The sequence below is a fragment of the Actinomadura craniellae genome, from assembly GCF_003289645.1.
Classification (GTDB): domain Bacteria; phylum Actinomycetota; class Actinomycetes; order Streptosporangiales; family Streptosporangiaceae; genus Actinomadura_D; species Actinomadura_D craniellae.
This window is the reverse complement of record NZ_QLYX01000018.1, coordinates 99,865-114,193: the sequence shown is the minus strand read 5'-3', so window position 1 is coordinate 114,193 and position 14,329 is coordinate 99,865. Positions and strand designations below refer to the sequence as shown.

Sequence of the window (14,329 nt, the reverse complement as noted above, 5' to 3'; positions counted from 1 at the left end):
GAACTAGCCCCGGACTTCCAGTCCCGTCGCCGCCTTCATCGCGTCGATGACGCCTTGCCGGTACTGCTGCGGTGCGGCCCGGTCGCCCCAGTTCTCGTTGTTCACGCTGTAGGAGTTCCAGCGGATCTCATATCCGTATTCAGTTCGGATGGCGACGAACCCGACAGTCTGGCGAGAACCGCCGAACACCTCATCATTGGTCTTCCCGTGCCCGCCATAACGATCCACCACGGCATTGGGGCCGCTGCTCAGGCGTGCCTCGAAATGGCCGGTCCTCGTATCGTACACGCCGCTGAATCCGTCCCCTATCTGCGCCTCCTGGAAAACGCGCATGTTCTGCGTGGGATTCTGCCTGCTGGACATGATCCGCACGTCTGGAGGTTCGGCGGGCACATGGCGGGTCGGTGGCGGATCGGGAGGTTTCTGGTCGCCCTTGCCCAGGTTCTTGAGCTTGGTGAGGCCCTTGCCGCCGAAGACGATGCCGAGAACGCTGGGGATGGCCCGGAAGACGGCGCGGACCTCGCGCCCCTCGTTCCAGTCGGTGCGGACCGGTTCGGTGGCCTCGTTCCAGATGGTCTCGAGCGTGGTCAGCGGGTTGGTGGTGAACAGCGCGCCGATGCTGCCCCAGTTGCTCTTGAACCCCTCGTGGCTGCAGATGTGCACCAGGCAGCCGACGAAGGTGATCCCGTCCCAGGCGTCCGTGATGACGTCCCAGGTGCCCAGCCGCAGCCCGTCGACGGCGCTGCAGGCCCAGCTCAGCCAGTCCCAGCAGTTGCCGTCGTCCGGGGACTCCTGCCCCGCGAGCTGGTGGGCCGGCAGGTGGGCCGGGTCCCGCGGGCCGCCGCTGACCTGGACGACCGACGGGCTCGGCCGGTCGCACCCGGGGTCCTGGGAGACCTCGCAGATGGCGGTCCCGACGCCGGTGTAGATGCGGGCGGGGATGTTGGAGGTGACGAGCGCGCCCACCAGCACGGCCACCAGCATGATGACGCCGATGTAGGGGGCGGCGCCCTCGCCGCGGTCACCAGGCTGCGCCGGTGAACGCGGGGAGCGACGCTGGGGCAAAAACACACAGATCACCTCAGCCGGGAGGCTAGTGATCGTCGCCCCCGGTTCCCAGGGTCCGGAGACCTAAATGAACCGGGTGTCACAAGGGCCTGCCCGTGGGCCCAGGTCAGGGCCGGCTCCGTGAGCCGGATCACCTTCGGGGGGTGGCCCGGCCCGCGCCTCACCGGGCGCGGTAGAAGTAGTCCCGTGCCGACGAGCGGCTGACCAGGACGAGGATCGCGATCGGGAAGACCAGTCCCAGCAGGCCGAAGGGGTCGCCGTCGGAGATCCGGCCGAACTGCCAGAACAGGTAGAGGACTTCCAGCACGATGACGGCGATCCACAGCTTCCGGCTCGGGCGTTTCTCGATCGCCCAGGCCGCCGCCAGGCCGGCCACGGCGGGCAGCGCGAACGCGAACGCGACACCGAACCCCTCCGAGCCGCCGATCCGGAGGCCGCCGTCCAGCGCCGCCATCAAGGTCAGCAGCGCGGCGAGGAGGAGCAGGACCCGGACGGTCCGGACCGGCGAGGGCATCGTGTGCTGGGCCGCCACCGGTACTCCCTGGAGCGTCGTCGTCCTGCCTGTCGTCGTGGAACTTAGTGATCGCTTCCGGCTTTGTCCACAGATGACCGGCTAGATCGCCGCGTAGCGCGCTGATCCGGCAGGTGCGGCGGGATCGGGTGCGCGCCGGGATTGACCGGCCGTGGCACCGTTCGCCGTGGGCGGCGGCCGCGCTCGCGCGGTCCGGAACTATCCGGCCTGGGGATACGCGGCGGCGCCGGCTCGCACATCGTGGGAGGTGCTTCCAAGTGCGCCGGCTCCCGCCGCGCGGCGCCCGCAGCGGCTCGTGGCCGGCCTTCCGTCCAGACAGGGAGGCGAGCAGCGAAATGAGTGGTACCGGATATCCGACCTTCGACACGACCGTGGACAAGACGAACCGGTTGCTGAAGGAGATCGAGCACGCCTACGGGTGGCCGAAAGATCGGCGGAACCAGTCGTACGAGGCCCTGCGGGCGGTCCTGCACGCGCTGCGGGACCGGCTGACCGTGGAGGAGTCCGCGAAACTGGCCGCCCAACTGCCGCTCCTGGTCCGGGGCGTGTACTACGACGGCTGGGACCCGAGCAAAGTGCCGCAGAAGATGGGCAAGGACGAGTTCCTGCGGCGGGTCAGGGGCGAGTTCCGCTACGACGTCCAGGACGGCATGGAACGCCTGGTGCAGACGGTCTTGCAGGCCCTCCGGCAGTACGTCGGCGAGGGGGAGTGGGAGCACGTCAGGGCCAGCGTCTCGCGGGATCTGGCGGCCGCCTTCCCGGCGTAGGTCCCCGTACATCCGCAGACCGTGTAGCCCGCCGGGCCGGGACCGGAGGAGATGAGAACGACTTTCTCTCAACAGAGAGCGTCACTCTTGTAAAAGTATGGAACCTTAGTAGGATTCCGGCATGGATGGTTCTCAATCCATGACCGGCACGGCTCCCGACGATGCCGCCAGGTTCCAGAGGTGACGATGCGCTTCATCTTCCATTACCCGGAGAAGAACGGACCCGACGGCGACCTCCTCGACGCCGGACCGCTGCGCGAGGTGGCGGTCACGGCCGAGCGGTACGGCTTCGACGGCCTGTCGTTCAGCGAGCACCCGATACCGGGCACCCGCTGGCTGAACTCCGGCGGGCACCAGACGCTCGACCCGCTGGTCGCGCTCGGCTACGTGGCCGGCGCGACCGAACGGCTACGGCTGCTCACCCACCTGGCGGTCGCCCCCTACCGGAACCCCTTCCTCCTCGCCAAGGCGGCGGCGACGCTGGACAAGCTCTCGGGGGGACGCCTGACCCTCGGCCTCGGCACCGGATACCAGAAGAGCGAGTTCTACGCCCTCGGCGTCGACATGGACGAGCGCAACGCCCTGTTCGACGAGGCCCTCGACGTGCTCCCGCTGCACTGGAGCGGCGAGCCGTTCAGCTACCAGGGCCGGCACTTCAGCGCGCGCGACGTGATCGCCCGGCCCCGTCCCGTCCAGGACCCCATCCCGATCTGGGTGGGCGGCAACTCCAGGCTGAGCCGCCGCCGCGTCGCCGAACGGGCGCAGGGCTGGATGCCGATGACCGGCGGAGCGCAGCTGAGCGCCACCGCCCGCACCCCCGCCCTCGGCACGGTCGCCGAACTGGCCGACGCCATCACCGAACTGCGCGCGGCCGCGGCCGCGGCCGGCCGCCACGACCAGATCGACGTGCTGTACTCCTACCAGGGCGCCGGGCTGGAGTCCCCGACCACCGAGCCCGACCGGCACCGGGAAGCGCTCGCGGAGCTGGAGAAGGCCGGCGTCACCTGGGTGATCGTGTCGGACCGCACCGGCGAGGCCGCGGCCACGCTGGAGTTCATCGAAGCCTTCGGCTCCACCTACCTGTCGGGACGGGTGTAACGGGCATGGGCTGGTTCGAGGAACGCGGGCGCCTCGACGGCACCGTCGCCGTGATCACCGGCGGGGCGGGCGGCCTCGGCTCGGCCATCGCCGCCGATCTGGCCGCCAACGGCGTCCGCCTAGCGGTGATCGACATCGACGCCGAGGCGGCCGACGCCCTCCGCGGGTCCCTCGGCGAGGCGATCGTGCACCACGGCGACGCCCGTGACCCCGACGCGCTGGCGGCGCTGTTCACCGCCGCCGGCGACCGGTGGGGCCGGCTCGACACGCTCGTCAACGTCGTCGGCGGCACCTTCAAGGCCCCGTTCGCCGACACCGCTCCGAAGGGCTGGGACGCGCTGCTGCGCGCGAACCTGCTGCACGTCCTGCACGCCTGCTCCCTGGCGATCCCGCGGATGCGGGCGGGCGGCCGCGGCGGCAGCATCGTGAACCTCACCACCATCGAGGCCCACCGGGCGGCCCCCGGCTACGCCGTCTACGCGGCCGCCAAGGCGGCCGTGGAGCACTTCGCCCGGACGCTCGCCGTCGAACTGGCCCCCGACGGCATCCGGGTCAACAACGTCGCCCCCGACTACGTCCCCACCCCCAACCTGACCAGGCTGGCCCGCGACAACGACCCGCTGGCCACCCCCGCCGCCGCCCGCATCGCCATCCCCATGGGACGGGTGGGCCGGGTCGCCGACGTGTCGAACTGCGTGGTCTTCCTCGCGTCGGAGCTGTCGGCCTTCGTCACCGGAACCACCCTCCACCCCGACGGCGGCGCGTCCGCCTCGGCGGGCTGGTTCAACTGGCCGGACACCGGCTGGGCCAACCACGCCCCGGCCCACCTGCTGGACCACCTCATCCCCGCGGCGACACGGGACGACGAGCCCTGACCCGGCATCGGTGCGATCCCATGGAAGACGAACACGTTCTTCCATAGAATGACTACAGATTGAAACCAACGACGGGGACCACGATGAGCGCGCAGCCGATTCATGGGGAACCGAACCCGAGGACTCCCCTGGCCATCCTCGCGGTCCTTCCCGAGCGCGAGCACGAGACGTTCCTCCGCAGGTACCGCGAAGTCACCCACGCCGTTGCCGACGACGTCACCAAGTACCCGCGGCTCGAGAAATTCCTCAACGACTGGAGCCTCCGGGCTCACGTCGTCAGCCGCCCCGGCTACGACGAAGAGCTGGAAGCCACCAGGTGGGCCATCGCTGACGGCACCATGGGCACCGTCTCCGGACCCGAGGCGATCGCCGCTGAACTCGCCCGTCGTGGGCGCACGTGACCTACGCCTTCCGGTTCACCGGCAAGGCGTTGTCCAAGCTCCGCGGGTTCCCCGGCGACGCGCTGTCCGAACTCGCCCGCACCATGGGGCGCATCTGCGAGGACCCCTACGACGTAATGCACAGCGAACCCGCCGGGAAGGACCCCGCGAAGCGGTGGGGGTCTTTCGGCGAGGCCGGGTTCATGGAGTTGACGGTCGATGACACGGCGCTGACGGTCACCGTGGACGACCTGGTCTGGGCCGGCTGACCACCTGGAGCCCTGACCCCGGGCGTCCCCCGGGCTCTCAGGCGATGTAGTCGAACTCGCGCCATCCGCTGGGCGGGCCCTCGAAGCCGTCGGCCCCCAGCGGGATGACCCGCCACCGCCCCGGGCAGCCGTCGATCCACTCGTGCTCGTAGCGGGTCTGGTCGGTGGTGTCGTAGAAGTTCGTGACCCACGGGTCCTCCGGGTCGCACTGGCGCTCCAGTTCGAGCTGGTAGCGCGCGGCGCCCGCGACCGGGTACCAGTCGAAGACCGTGAAGCGCGGGTAGTGGTCGTAGATCTGCCCGTTGGGCGGGGACGCCAGCGCGGGCGGCGTGGTCGGGCGCTCCGGTTCCTGCGAGCCGCCGCCGCCCGTCTCGCCGCCGGTGGCGGTGCCGCGGAGCTCCATCCGCACCGTGTGGTCGCCGTCGTCGTCGGGGACGATCAGGGTCGCGCGGTACTCGCCGGCCCGGGTGGGCGAGAACGTCACCCGGAACCGGCACGGGCCCAGGCTCTGCGCCGGCGGGCAGGACGTCCGCCGGGCCTTGAAGGCGGAGTCGCCCCTGACGAACATGGCCCCCTCGTCGTCGCACGGCAGCCAGGGGAACTGGTGGTCCTGCCCGGCCGACGAGCCCGCCCGGGCGTTGAAGGAGGCGCCCGGAAGCGTCTTGGGCGTGCACGGCTGCCCCGGTTGCGGGTTCTCCCGGCCGCCTTCCGACGGTGTGGCGGAGGGGCTCTTCTTTCCGGGGCTCTTCGGCGGGCTCTTCGTCGGGCTCCCGGCGGGGGAGACGGCGGCGTTCGGCAGCGCCTGCGGGCCGGTCCCGCCGACCGGCACGCCCTCGTTCCCGCCGCGCAGCGCGGCGGCGCCCGCGATCACGGTGGCGGCGGCCACCGCGGTCGCCACCGCGGCGATGATCCCGGGGTGCGCCGCCGCCCAGCCGCCGGCCCCGGCCGACGTGCCCGCCCCCTGCCCCAGGGCCACGACGGTGCCCAGGGCCGCGCCGCCGAACAGCCCGGCCGCCGCGCCCAGCGCCTGCCGGCGGACCTTCTCCTCGTGGGCGAAGTACTTCTCGTCCGCCACGGAGCCCAGTTCCTGGGACGCGTGCAGGCCGAGGGCGAGGACCTGCCGCCACGAGCCCAGCCGCAGGCCCCGTCCCAGCGCGGGCGCGGTGGCCCGGGCGAGGTCGCGGGCGACGGCGTGATCGCCCCGGCGGACGGCGGTGTCCAGGACGCGGACCACCACGGGCGCCGCGGCGGCCACCTGGCGGGGCGTCGCCGTCTCGCACACCCAGCGCAGCAGCGCGGCGGCGCGGTCGGCGGGTTCGGGCACGAGTTCCGGCACCCCGCGGGCGGCCGCGTGCCCCCGCCCGGAGCGCTCGGCCAGGTGGGCGCCCGCCAGCCTGTCGAGCGCCCCGCCGGCGTCGGGGACGCCGGCCAGGACGGCGACCAGTTCGGCGGACGGCGCCAGCCCGTCCAGCGCGCAGAGCACGTCCAGCGCGGTGCGTGCGTCTGGGTCGAGCCCCGCCACCGACGCGCGGGCCAGCAGCGCGGGGTCGGTGGAGAACGAGCCGGCGTCCCCGGCCTGGAGCGCGGCGGCGGCCTGGAGCAGCGCCCCGGGCAGGCCGCCCGCGGCCCGGCACAGTTCCCGGGCCGAGCCGTCGCCGGGCGGCGGGCGTTCCAGCGCGCGTTCCAGCAGGGCGAGCGCGGCCTCCTCGGCCAGGCCGGACAGTTCCACCGACCGGCCGCCGCCCGGAACGCGCTCGGCGGCGGCGAGGACGAGGCCGCCGGAGGGGAGCGCGTCCGACAGCACTTTCAGCTCGTCGGCCGAACCGTGGAAATCGTCGATGACGAAGAGGGCTTTGATCGGGATCATGAGCCGGCGCAGCCGGTCGAGATCGGGATGGTAATCGGTGATGTCGTAACAGGAGCTGAACAGTTCCTGAAGGATGTCCTCAACGGCTAATCCGGCCGCAGCCAGAAAGACGACATCGGTGCCCGTTTTCGCCCGGTCGGCTGCGAACCGGCTGAGCAGCGCGGTTTTCCCCACCCCTTTCGGGCCATGCACCAGGACGGGCGTGTCGGCATCGACGCCCGCCGCCAGCGCGGCCAGTTCGGCGTCGCGGCCGACCAGCTCCGGCGCGCGCGGCAGCACCTGCGCGACCGGACGGTCGAGACGCCGCACGTCAGGCGGGGAACCGTCGCGGGGCGCGCATTCGGAGCCGTGCCCGTGATTGAAGATCACATTATTGTCGCCGACCACGACGGTGCCGGTGACCTGGCCACCGATATGCACACGCCATTCGCGTTCCTCTGACATCGAAACCCCGTCGCCGTAACCCTAGCGGTGAAATCATTGTTCCGGCGATTTCCTGGAAGCGCCAGCGAAATCGGGTCCGGTATTACGCGGAGGGCTCTTCTGTGTATTAATGCACTCCCGGCACGCCCGAGCGGCGCCGGGGCGGGCTCGGAGGTCGCGTCGAGAACCCCGCGCCGGCTGTGTGACGTAGATCACTCACCCTTTGTTTTCGCCGTTGCCCACATGGACTGACCTGGGCGGACGTGATGGGGGCCGGCCACTTCCGAAGTGTTCGTGAAGGGCGGGGTGACAGCCGCGTTCTTGTCTGGGTCTTCGGCGCCGTGGGAAAATTTGGTCAAACGATTGACCAAGTCGAGGAGGATCTCTTGGAAAGACGAGAGTCATGAGGAGAAGGCAGCGGGCATGGCTCGCGGCGTCCGTCATGGGCGCGCTTCTCGCGACGACCGCCGCCGTTCCGGCCAGCGCCGCCCGCACCCCTTCGGGCGGCACGACGGCCTGGCGGAACGGATCGTTGCAGGTGGACACGGCCGGGGTCATCGCGCGCTCGGACCTGATCCTGGAGAAGCCGTCCTGGCAGGCGTACCAGAGCATGCCGGTCGGCAACGGGACGTTCGGCGCGGCGGTCTGGGCCGAGGACGGTTTCAGCGCGCAGCTCAACCGCGCCGACACCTTCCCGAACCTGAAGTCGGCCGGCCGGCTGACCGTCCCGGGGCTGTTCCCGATGATGCAGGCGCCGGACTACCGCGGCCGGCTGCGGCTGCACGACGCCGACCTGGTCCAGCAGGGCGGCGGCATGTCGGCCCGCAGCTACGTGCGCGCCGACAAGGACCAGTTCGTCCTGGAGGTCACCGGCGCGGACCCGAACGTCACGCAGACCGCCGAGCTGAAGCTCTGGGACGGGCGCACCCCCACCACCTACGCGAACAAGAACGTGGCGGCGCTCGCCGAGACCTTCACCGACCAGGCGTCCGGCGGAGTCACGGGCGCGGTGGCGGCGGTCACCGCGCAGGGCCGCGACGTCACCGCCCAGGTGGTCGACGCGCGCACCGTGCGGCTGAGCTTCAAGCCCCGGCCGGACGGCGGGTTCCGCATCGTCACCGGCGTGCCCGCGCACACCGGCGGCGACCTCGGCAAGGCGACCGCCAAGGCGCTGGCCGGCTCGACCGGAACCGGGATCGACCGGGCGCACCGGACCTGGTGGCACCGGTTCTGGTCGGACGCGGCGCCACTGCGGATCACCTCACCGGACGGCTCCGGCGAGTACATGGAGACGCTGCGCGCCCAGCAGCTCTACATGACCGCCGCCACGATGCGCGGCACCGTCCCCAGCAGCCACGGCGGAGTGATCAACATGTTCTCGCCGTGGCGGGACGCCGTGCACTGGTCCGCCGACCACTGGTGGCACTTCAACCTGCGGCAGCCCGTCTACACCAACTTCGGTGCGGGCACCGAGGAGTTCAACGCCCCGTACTTCCGGCTGTACCTCGACCGGCTCAAGGAAATGCGGGAGTGGACCCGCGCCAACTGGCCGGGCTCCGAAGGCGTGTGCGTGGCCGAGTACCTGCGCTACGACGGCACGGCGGGGGCCTGCAACAGCAGCCGGCCGCCCGACTGGCTGAACCGGATCGTCACGACCGGCCCCGAGGTCGTCCACAACCTGTGGCTCCAGTACCGGTACACCGGGAAGCGCTCCATCCTGGACGAGTCCTACCCCCTCATGCGGGACGTGGCGCGCTTCTACCTGTCGATCCTCGAAGAGGGCGACGACGGGAAGCTGCACCTGCACCACGTGAACGCGATGGAGACGCAGTGGGACACCTCCGACCCCGCCACCGACCTGGCCGCCATGCGGGTGATCTTCCCGATCATCGCCGAGCAGGCGGACCGGCGCGGCGACCGGGAGCTCGCCCGGGAGCTGCGCACGGCCCTGCCGAAGATCCCGGACTTCCGCACGGTCACCCGTAACGGTGAGCAGGTCATCGCCTGGTCGGCCACCGACGAGCAGGGACGCAACACCCAGAACCCCGACACCGAGCCGCTGTTCCCCTGGGGCCTGTACGGCGCGAACTCCGCGCTGATGGACGCCACCTTCCGCAACCGCGTCTACGTCCAGACCCGGGAGTGGTCGGAGGACGCGCTGCTGGCGGCCCGGCTCGGCAAGGGCGAGGAGATGAAGAACCTGCTGGTCCAGGGCACCAAGGACTTCCAGGTCTTCCCGAACGGGTTCACCGCGCACGGCAAGAACGCCGACCCGCTGCGGGAGAGCAACTACTACAACGGCTGGGGCGCGGTGGTCTCCTCCGCACTCCAGGAGGCGCTCGTGCAGTCCTACGAGGGCGTGATCAAGGTCGCGCCGGCCTGGCCGCAGGGCTGGGACGTGGCCGGATCGGTGCAGGTCCTGGGCGGTCACCGGGTCAGCACCGAGGTCACGGGCGGCACGCCGGGCGTGGTCGGCGTTCAGGCGGCCCGCGACGACGACCTCAAGATCCAGAACCCGTGGCCGGGGCAGCAGGTCCGGGTGGTGGACGGCCGCACCGGCCGGGGCAGGCCGCTGGCCGGCCCCACCGCCGCCGGCGTGATCTCCCTGCGGGTCAAGGCCGGTCACTCCTACCTGCTGGAGCGGGTCGACCGCCCGCACTCCTCGTTCGGGTTCCAGCGCGTCACCGGGCAGCCCGAGCAGGGCGTCAAGCAGCTGGGCAACCGGACGCTGGGCGTCAGGACGAGCGTGCCGCAGATCCCGGGCGAGCTCGTCGACGTGGTGCGGCCCGACAAGCTGCACCCGCTGGTGCGCGCGGCGCAGGGCGCGCCGACGCACGTCGACCGGCACTACACGATCAGCGAGCTGCCCGCGGCGCTTGCCGGGGCGGAGCTGATCCGCGGTGCCAACAACGACTCCAAGATGACCGCGCCCGCCGACTACCTGACCTTCGACCTGAAGGCCCCGGCCACCGTCTACGTCGCGGCCGACGCGCGCGGCAAGGGCACCTGGTGGCCCGGCTGGCTGGCGCAGGACGGGTTCACCGACACGGGAATGACGATCCGTACCACGGACACGCTGTTCCTCGTCCTCAAGAAGGAACTGCCCGCCGGGCGGGTCACCCTCGGCCCCAACTCCGGGGTCTCCGGGCAGGGCAGTTCGAGCTACTTCACCCTGGTCACCAGGCAGTAACCGGAAGGCGGTAACCGAACCGGCCGCGGCACCCGAGGAAAGGGTGCCGCGGCCGCCGTCTATCCAGGTCAGTGCGGCGGGGGCGCCGTCGAATGCCGGACGACCAGCTCGATCGGGTCGCGGACGACCTCCTCGACGGGCTGGTCGGCCGGCGCCGACAGCAGCAGTTCGACGGCGCGGGCGCCGAGCGCCTGCAACGGCATCCGGACCGTGGTCAGCGGCGGCACCAGATGCGCGGCCAGCGGCAGGTCGTGCACCGCGACGACCGACACCTGGTCGGGCACCGACAGCCCATGCGCCTGGAGCGCGCTCAGCACGCCGATCGCCGCGGTGACGTTGGCGACGAACACCGCGGTCGGCGGCTCGGGGCCGTCCAGCAGCCGGTGGGCGGCGCGGGCCCCGCCGTCCGGCTCGTAGTCGCCCTGGACGATCAGCCGCGGGTCCTCCGCCAGCCCGCCCGCGCGCAGCGCCGCCGCGTAGCCGTCCCGGCGGCGCTGCGCGGTGTCGGCGTCGGCCGGGCCGCCGACATGGGCGATGCGGCGGTGCCCGAGCTCCACCAGGTGCTCGACGGCGATCCGGGCGGCGAGCCCGTCGGCGAGGACGACGTGCCGGCCGCCGCCGCCCCGGCGGTTGACGAACAGCCACGGCAGGCCCCGGTCGGCCAGCACGGCCTGCTCCTCGTCGGTGATCGCGCCCCCGGCCAGCAGCAGCCCGTCCACCCGGCCGGGGCCGAGCAGGTCGAGGTAGCCGCGCGCGCTGCCGCCGGCGGTGGACGAGCCGACCATCAGCACGCAGTCGCGGGCGGCCGCGGCGGTCTCGGCACCGGTGATGATCTCGGCGTAGACCGGGTTGGCGAAGTCGGGGATGAACAGGCCGACCGTGCCCGTCCGGGTGGTGCGCAGGCTGCGGGCCGCCGCGTTGGGCCGGTAGTCGAGCTCCTTGATCGCCGCGAGCACCCGGGCGCGGGTCTCGGGGCGGATGTTGAGCAGCGGGTCGTTGTTGACGACCCGCGAGACCACCGCCTTGTCGACCCCGGCCCGGCGAGCGACGTCGGCGAGCGTCACCCGACGGATGCGCCGCCCGCCATCTTCGGTGGACCGGGTCACAATGGCCTAGCCTCGCCGCTTTCGATGGAGTCGTACAGGGCTTGGACGAGGGCCAGCGTACCGAGATTGTCCCGGCCGCAGGTGGGAGATTCCGTGCCTTCCGCGATCCAGCGCAGCAACCCGGCCATGGGCCCGGCGAACGCCCCGGGGATCCAGCGTTCGGTCACCGGATAGGGCGCCCACCCGTCGGTGGGCGCCACGGCGCTGTTGACCTCCAGGGTGTCGGGACGGCCGTGCGGGTAGTCGTAGAGCAGGCCCAGCGTGCCGCGGATCGCGCCCCCGTCCCCGTCGATGCGGAACTCCGCGCGGGGGTCGCCGGTGCGGTTCTCGTGGTTGACGTGCAGCAGCGCGCGGGCGCCGTTCTCGAACAGCAGGGTGCTCATGGTGCGGGTCTCCCCGGCGGCGACCTGCCCGGGGGTGCGGGACGCGGCGGCGAACACCCGCACCGGGTCGCCGAGGATGGAGCGGATCGCGTCGAGGTAGTGGATCGAGTGGTACATGATCTCCAGGCGTTCCGACCGGACCAGCCACGACCAGTCGCTCCAGTCGGTGCTGATGTCCACGGTGAACGACATGGCGGTGGGCGTGCCGATCCAGCCGGCGCGGACCATGGCCCGCGCCGCGGCGATCCCCTCGTCCCAGCGCAACTGCTGGTTGACGGCCACGTGCCGGCCGGCCCGTTCGGCCAGCGCGACGATCTCGCGGGCCTCGGCCTGCTCGGGGGCCAGCGGCTTCTGGCACAGCAGGTGCTTGCCCGCCGCCAGGGCCGCGCGGGCGATCGCGGACTGCGCGGTCGGGACGACCGCGATGTCGACCACCGCCACCTCCTCGTCGGCGAGCAGCTCCTCCAGCGAGGTGTAGACGCGCTCGACGCCGTGCCGGGCCGCGACGTCCCGCGCCCGGTCCCGGTCGAGGTCGTACAGGCCGCGGACGGTCAGGCCGTGCGCGCGGTAGGCGGGCAGGTGCGCGACGTCGACGATCGCGCCGGCGCCGACGACGGCGATCGGGCGGCGGTGCTCCACCGGCACCGAGATCCGCGCCTGGTCGGCGATCGGGGTGAACAGTTCGAGCATGGGACGGCTTCCGTTCAGGGGATCTCGGGGATGCGGTAGACCTCGACGGCGGTGCCGCCGAGGATCCGGGCCCGGTCGGCGGGGGCGAGGGCGAGGCCGTCCAGCAGCGTGACGGTCTCGTCCCACACCTTGCGGTAGCCGCCGGCCAGGACGGAGATCGGCCAGTCCCCGCCGAACATCAGCCGGCCGGCGCCGAAGACCTCCAGTGCGTGCTCGACGTAGGGCCGCAGGTCCCCGGCGGACCAGGTCTCCCAGTCCGCGGCCGTGTTGAGCCCGGACACCTTGGCGTACACGTTGGGGTGGGCGGCGGCGCGGGCCAGCAGGTCCGCCCACGGCTGCCGGCCACGCTCCCTGATCGGCGGTTTGGCCAGGTGGTCGATCACCAGCCGCAGCCCGGGGTGCCGTTCGGCCAGCACCGGCACGTGCTCCAGGTGCCGCGGCAGCACGGCCACGACGTCGAAGGTCAGCCCGCGCTCGGCCAGCGCGTCCAGGCCGTCGCGCAGTTCGGGGCGCAGCAGCCAGTCCGGGTCGGGCTCGTCGTGGATCAGGTGCCGGACGCCGGCGTACCGGGGGTCGCGCCGGTAGCGGTCGAGTGCCTGCGCGGCCTCGTCCGGGCGGGTCAGCGGCACCCAGCCGACGACGGCCCGCACCCGGGGCCAGCGGTCGGCGACCTCCAGCATGTAGTCGGTGTCCGCGTAGGAGTCGGCGGACTGGACGAGCACCGTCCCGTCGATCCCGCACGCGTCCAGGTCCGCCTGGAGGTCGCCCTCCTCGAACGTCCGGTGGATCGGGCCCTGGTCGGGCGTCAGCCAGGGGTAGGCGACCCGGTCCAGGTTCCAGAAGTGCTGGTGGGCGTCGATGATCGGGCTCATCGCGGGTCCCCTTCCTCCTGCTCACGCAGGTTCCACACCTTGCGCAGCGCGCCGGTCCGCTCGTCCCCGCCCGGCTCGAAGTGGTCGACGAGGCCGGCCATGTGCGCCTGCCACGCCTGGTCGGCCGGGTCGCCGGCGAGGGTGTCCAGGGCGCGGGCGAAGTCGTCGGCGTCCACCAGGTGGAACAGGTGCCGGCCGCTGCGCCAGATCGTCCAGTCGCGGACGCCCGCGCGCAGCAGCGCGGCGAGCAGGTCGGCGGGGACGGCCGCGTGCTCCCGGTCGTAGTCCTCCTCCCGGCCCGCGCGCAGGACGCTGTGCAGGGCGAGCATCATCGCGCCCCGCCCGCCCGGGCCGGCGGCTGGACGAGTTCCAGCGTGATCTCGTCGGGGTCGAGGAAGTAGCAGGCCGCCCCGCCGGCGTTGACCCCGGCGGTGATCCGGTTGGGCGGCGACACGAACGGGACGCCGAGGCCGGTGAGCCGCGCGTGCTCGGCCTCGATGTCGTCCACCGCGAACGCCAGGTGCGCGGCGCCGGGGTGGTGCCGGGCGGGGTCCTGGCGCTCGCCGCGCGGGACGACGTACTCCACCAGCTCCAGGTCGTGCGAGCTCACCCGGGCGGCGTCCCGGCCCGGGACGGCCAGCTGGGCGACCCGCAGGCTCGCGTCCGGGTAGCCGACCAGCGCCCGGGTGTAGGCGTTGTCCTGGTCCTGGGCGTGCACCAGCTCCATGCCCAGCACGTCCCGGTAGAAGGCCACCGAACGGTCGAGGTCGGCGACGTGGAAGCTGAAGTGCCAGATGGCGGTGAGCATC

Annotated in this window: 14 protein-coding genes; 6 read left to right on the top strand and 8 right to left on the bottom strand. The window is 72.2% G+C overall.

The window, feature by feature from the left end:
• Positions 1–3: 3 nt before the first annotated feature.
• Together DPM19_RS30115 and DPM19_RS30110 are read right to left on the bottom strand one after the other, a co-directional pair.
• Positions 4–1,071 (bottom strand): hypothetical protein, encoded by a 1,068-nt coding sequence (locus tag DPM19_RS30115; RefSeq protein ID WP_146779048.1) that lies wholly within the window; start codon positions 1,069–1,071, stop codon positions 4–6.
• Positions 1,072–1,228: 157 nt separating this feature from the next.
• On the bottom strand, positions 1,229–1,600 hold the full coding sequence (locus tag DPM19_RS30110; RefSeq protein ID WP_111871459.1) for a hypothetical protein: 372 nt from the start codon (positions 1,598–1,600) through the stop codon (positions 1,229–1,231).
• A 335-nt stretch (positions 1,601–1,935) separates the two neighbouring features.
• On the opposite strand from DPM19_RS30110, the gene DPM19_RS30105 reads away from it, so the two are divergent.
• The 5 genes from DPM19_RS30105 (at position 1,936) to DPM19_RS30085 (ending at position 4,989) form a co-directional block, all read left to right on the top strand.
• A complete protein-coding gene (locus tag DPM19_RS30105) occupies positions 1,936–2,367 on the top strand; it encodes a DUF2267 domain-containing protein (protein ID WP_111871458.1) in 432 nt (143 codons plus the stop codon).
• 186 nt (positions 2,368–2,553) lie between these two features.
• Positions 2,554–3,465, top strand: a complete 912-nt coding sequence (locus DPM19_RS30100; protein ID WP_111871457.1) for an LLM class F420-dependent oxidoreductase — start codon at positions 2,554–2,556, stop codon at positions 3,463–3,465.
• 5 nt (positions 3,466–3,470) lie between these two features.
• Positions 3,471–4,340 (top strand): SDR family NAD(P)-dependent oxidoreductase, encoded by an 870-nt coding sequence (locus DPM19_RS30095; RefSeq protein WP_111871456.1) that lies wholly within the window; start codon positions 3,471–3,473, stop codon positions 4,338–4,340.
• 83 nt (positions 4,341–4,423) lie between these two features.
• A complete protein-coding gene (locus tag DPM19_RS30090; RefSeq protein ID WP_111871455.1) occupies positions 4,424–4,741 on the top strand; it encodes a DUF6247 family protein in 318 nt (105 codons plus the stop codon).
• Entirely contained in the window at positions 4,738–4,989 is a 252-nt protein-coding gene (locus DPM19_RS30085) for a hypothetical protein (RefSeq protein WP_111871454.1), read from the top strand. Before DPM19_RS30090 ends, DPM19_RS30085 begins: the two co-directional genes overlap by 4 nt.
• A gap of 37 nt (positions 4,990–5,026) precedes the next feature.
• Here the strand turns inward: DPM19_RS30085 and DPM19_RS30080 are convergent, their stop codons facing one another.
• Positions 5,027–7,276, bottom strand: a complete 2,250-nt coding sequence (locus DPM19_RS30080; protein WP_111871453.1) for an ATP-binding protein — start codon at positions 7,274–7,276, stop codon at positions 5,027–5,029.
• Positions 7,277–7,682: 406 nt separating this feature from the next.
• Between DPM19_RS30080 and DPM19_RS30075 the strand changes: the two genes are divergently transcribed.
• Positions 7,683–10,469, top strand: a complete 2,787-nt coding sequence (locus DPM19_RS30075) for a glycosyl hydrolase family 95 catalytic domain-containing protein (protein WP_158566941.1) — start codon at positions 7,683–7,685, stop codon at positions 10,467–10,469.
• A 68-nt stretch (positions 10,470–10,537) separates the two neighbouring features.
• Here DPM19_RS30075 and DPM19_RS30070 read toward each other — a convergent pair whose 3' ends face one another.
• From DPM19_RS30070 to DPM19_RS30050, 5 genes are read right to left on the bottom strand one after another with little or no spacing between them, the layout of a single operon-like run.
• Positions 10,538–11,533, bottom strand: coding sequence for a LacI family DNA-binding transcriptional regulator (locus DPM19_RS30070; RefSeq protein WP_146779047.1), 996 nt, complete (start codon positions 11,531–11,533; stop codon positions 10,538–10,540).
• 38 nt (positions 11,534–11,571) lie between these two features.
• A complete protein-coding gene (locus DPM19_RS30065) occupies positions 11,572–12,648 on the bottom strand; it encodes a Gfo/Idh/MocA family protein (protein WP_111871450.1) in 1,077 nt (358 codons plus the stop codon).
• A 14-nt stretch (positions 12,649–12,662) separates the two neighbouring features.
• Positions 12,663–13,520: an amidohydrolase family protein gene (locus DPM19_RS30060; RefSeq protein WP_111871449.1), complete on the bottom strand. Its 858-nt coding sequence runs from the start codon at positions 13,518–13,520 to the stop codon at positions 12,663–12,665.
• Entirely contained in the window at positions 13,517–13,852 is a 336-nt protein-coding gene (locus tag DPM19_RS30055; RefSeq protein ID WP_111871448.1) for an L-rhamnose mutarotase, read from the bottom strand. The genes DPM19_RS30060 and DPM19_RS30055 overlap by 4 nt, the downstream gene beginning before the upstream one ends.
• Positions 13,849–14,328, bottom strand: coding sequence for a VOC family protein (locus DPM19_RS30050; protein ID WP_111871447.1), 480 nt, complete (start codon positions 14,326–14,328; stop codon positions 13,849–13,851). The genes DPM19_RS30055 and DPM19_RS30050 overlap by 4 nt, the downstream gene beginning before the upstream one ends.
• Between the last annotated feature and the right edge of the window lies 1 nt (position 14,329).

Bases quoted from the DNA above. Each gene is read 5' to 3' on its own strand.
- DPM19_RS30100 (WP_111871457.1), top strand. From the start codon at position 2,554: ATGCGCTTCATCTTCCATTACCCGGAGAAGAACGGACCCGACGGCGAC.
- DPM19_RS30095 (WP_111871456.1), top strand. From the start codon at position 3,471: ATGGGCTGGTTCGAGGAACGCGGGCGCCTCGACGGCACCGTCGCCGTG.
- DPM19_RS30050 (WP_111871447.1), bottom strand. From the start codon at position 14,328: ATGCTCACCGCCATCTGGCACTTCAGCTTCCACGTCGCCGACCTCGAC.
- DPM19_RS30105 (WP_111871458.1), top strand. From the start codon at position 1,936: ATGAGTGGTACCGGATATCCGACCTTCGACACGACCGTGGACAAGACG.
- DPM19_RS30065 (WP_111871450.1), bottom strand. From the start codon at position 12,648: ATGCTCGAACTGTTCACCCCGATCGCCGACCAGGCGCGGATCTCGGTG.
- DPM19_RS30060 (WP_111871449.1), bottom strand. From the start codon at position 13,520: ATGAGCCCGATCATCGACGCCCACCAGCACTTCTGGAACCTGGACCGG.
- DPM19_RS30090 (WP_111871455.1), top strand. From the start codon at position 4,424: ATGAGCGCGCAGCCGATTCATGGGGAACCGAACCCGAGGACTCCCCTG.
- DPM19_RS30075 (WP_158566941.1), top strand. From the start codon at position 7,683: ATGAGGAGAAGGCAGCGGGCATGGCTCGCGGCGTCCGTCATGGGCGCG.
- DPM19_RS30055 (WP_111871448.1), bottom strand. From the start codon at position 13,852: ATGATGCTCGCCCTGCACAGCGTCCTGCGCGCGGGCCGGGAGGAGGAC.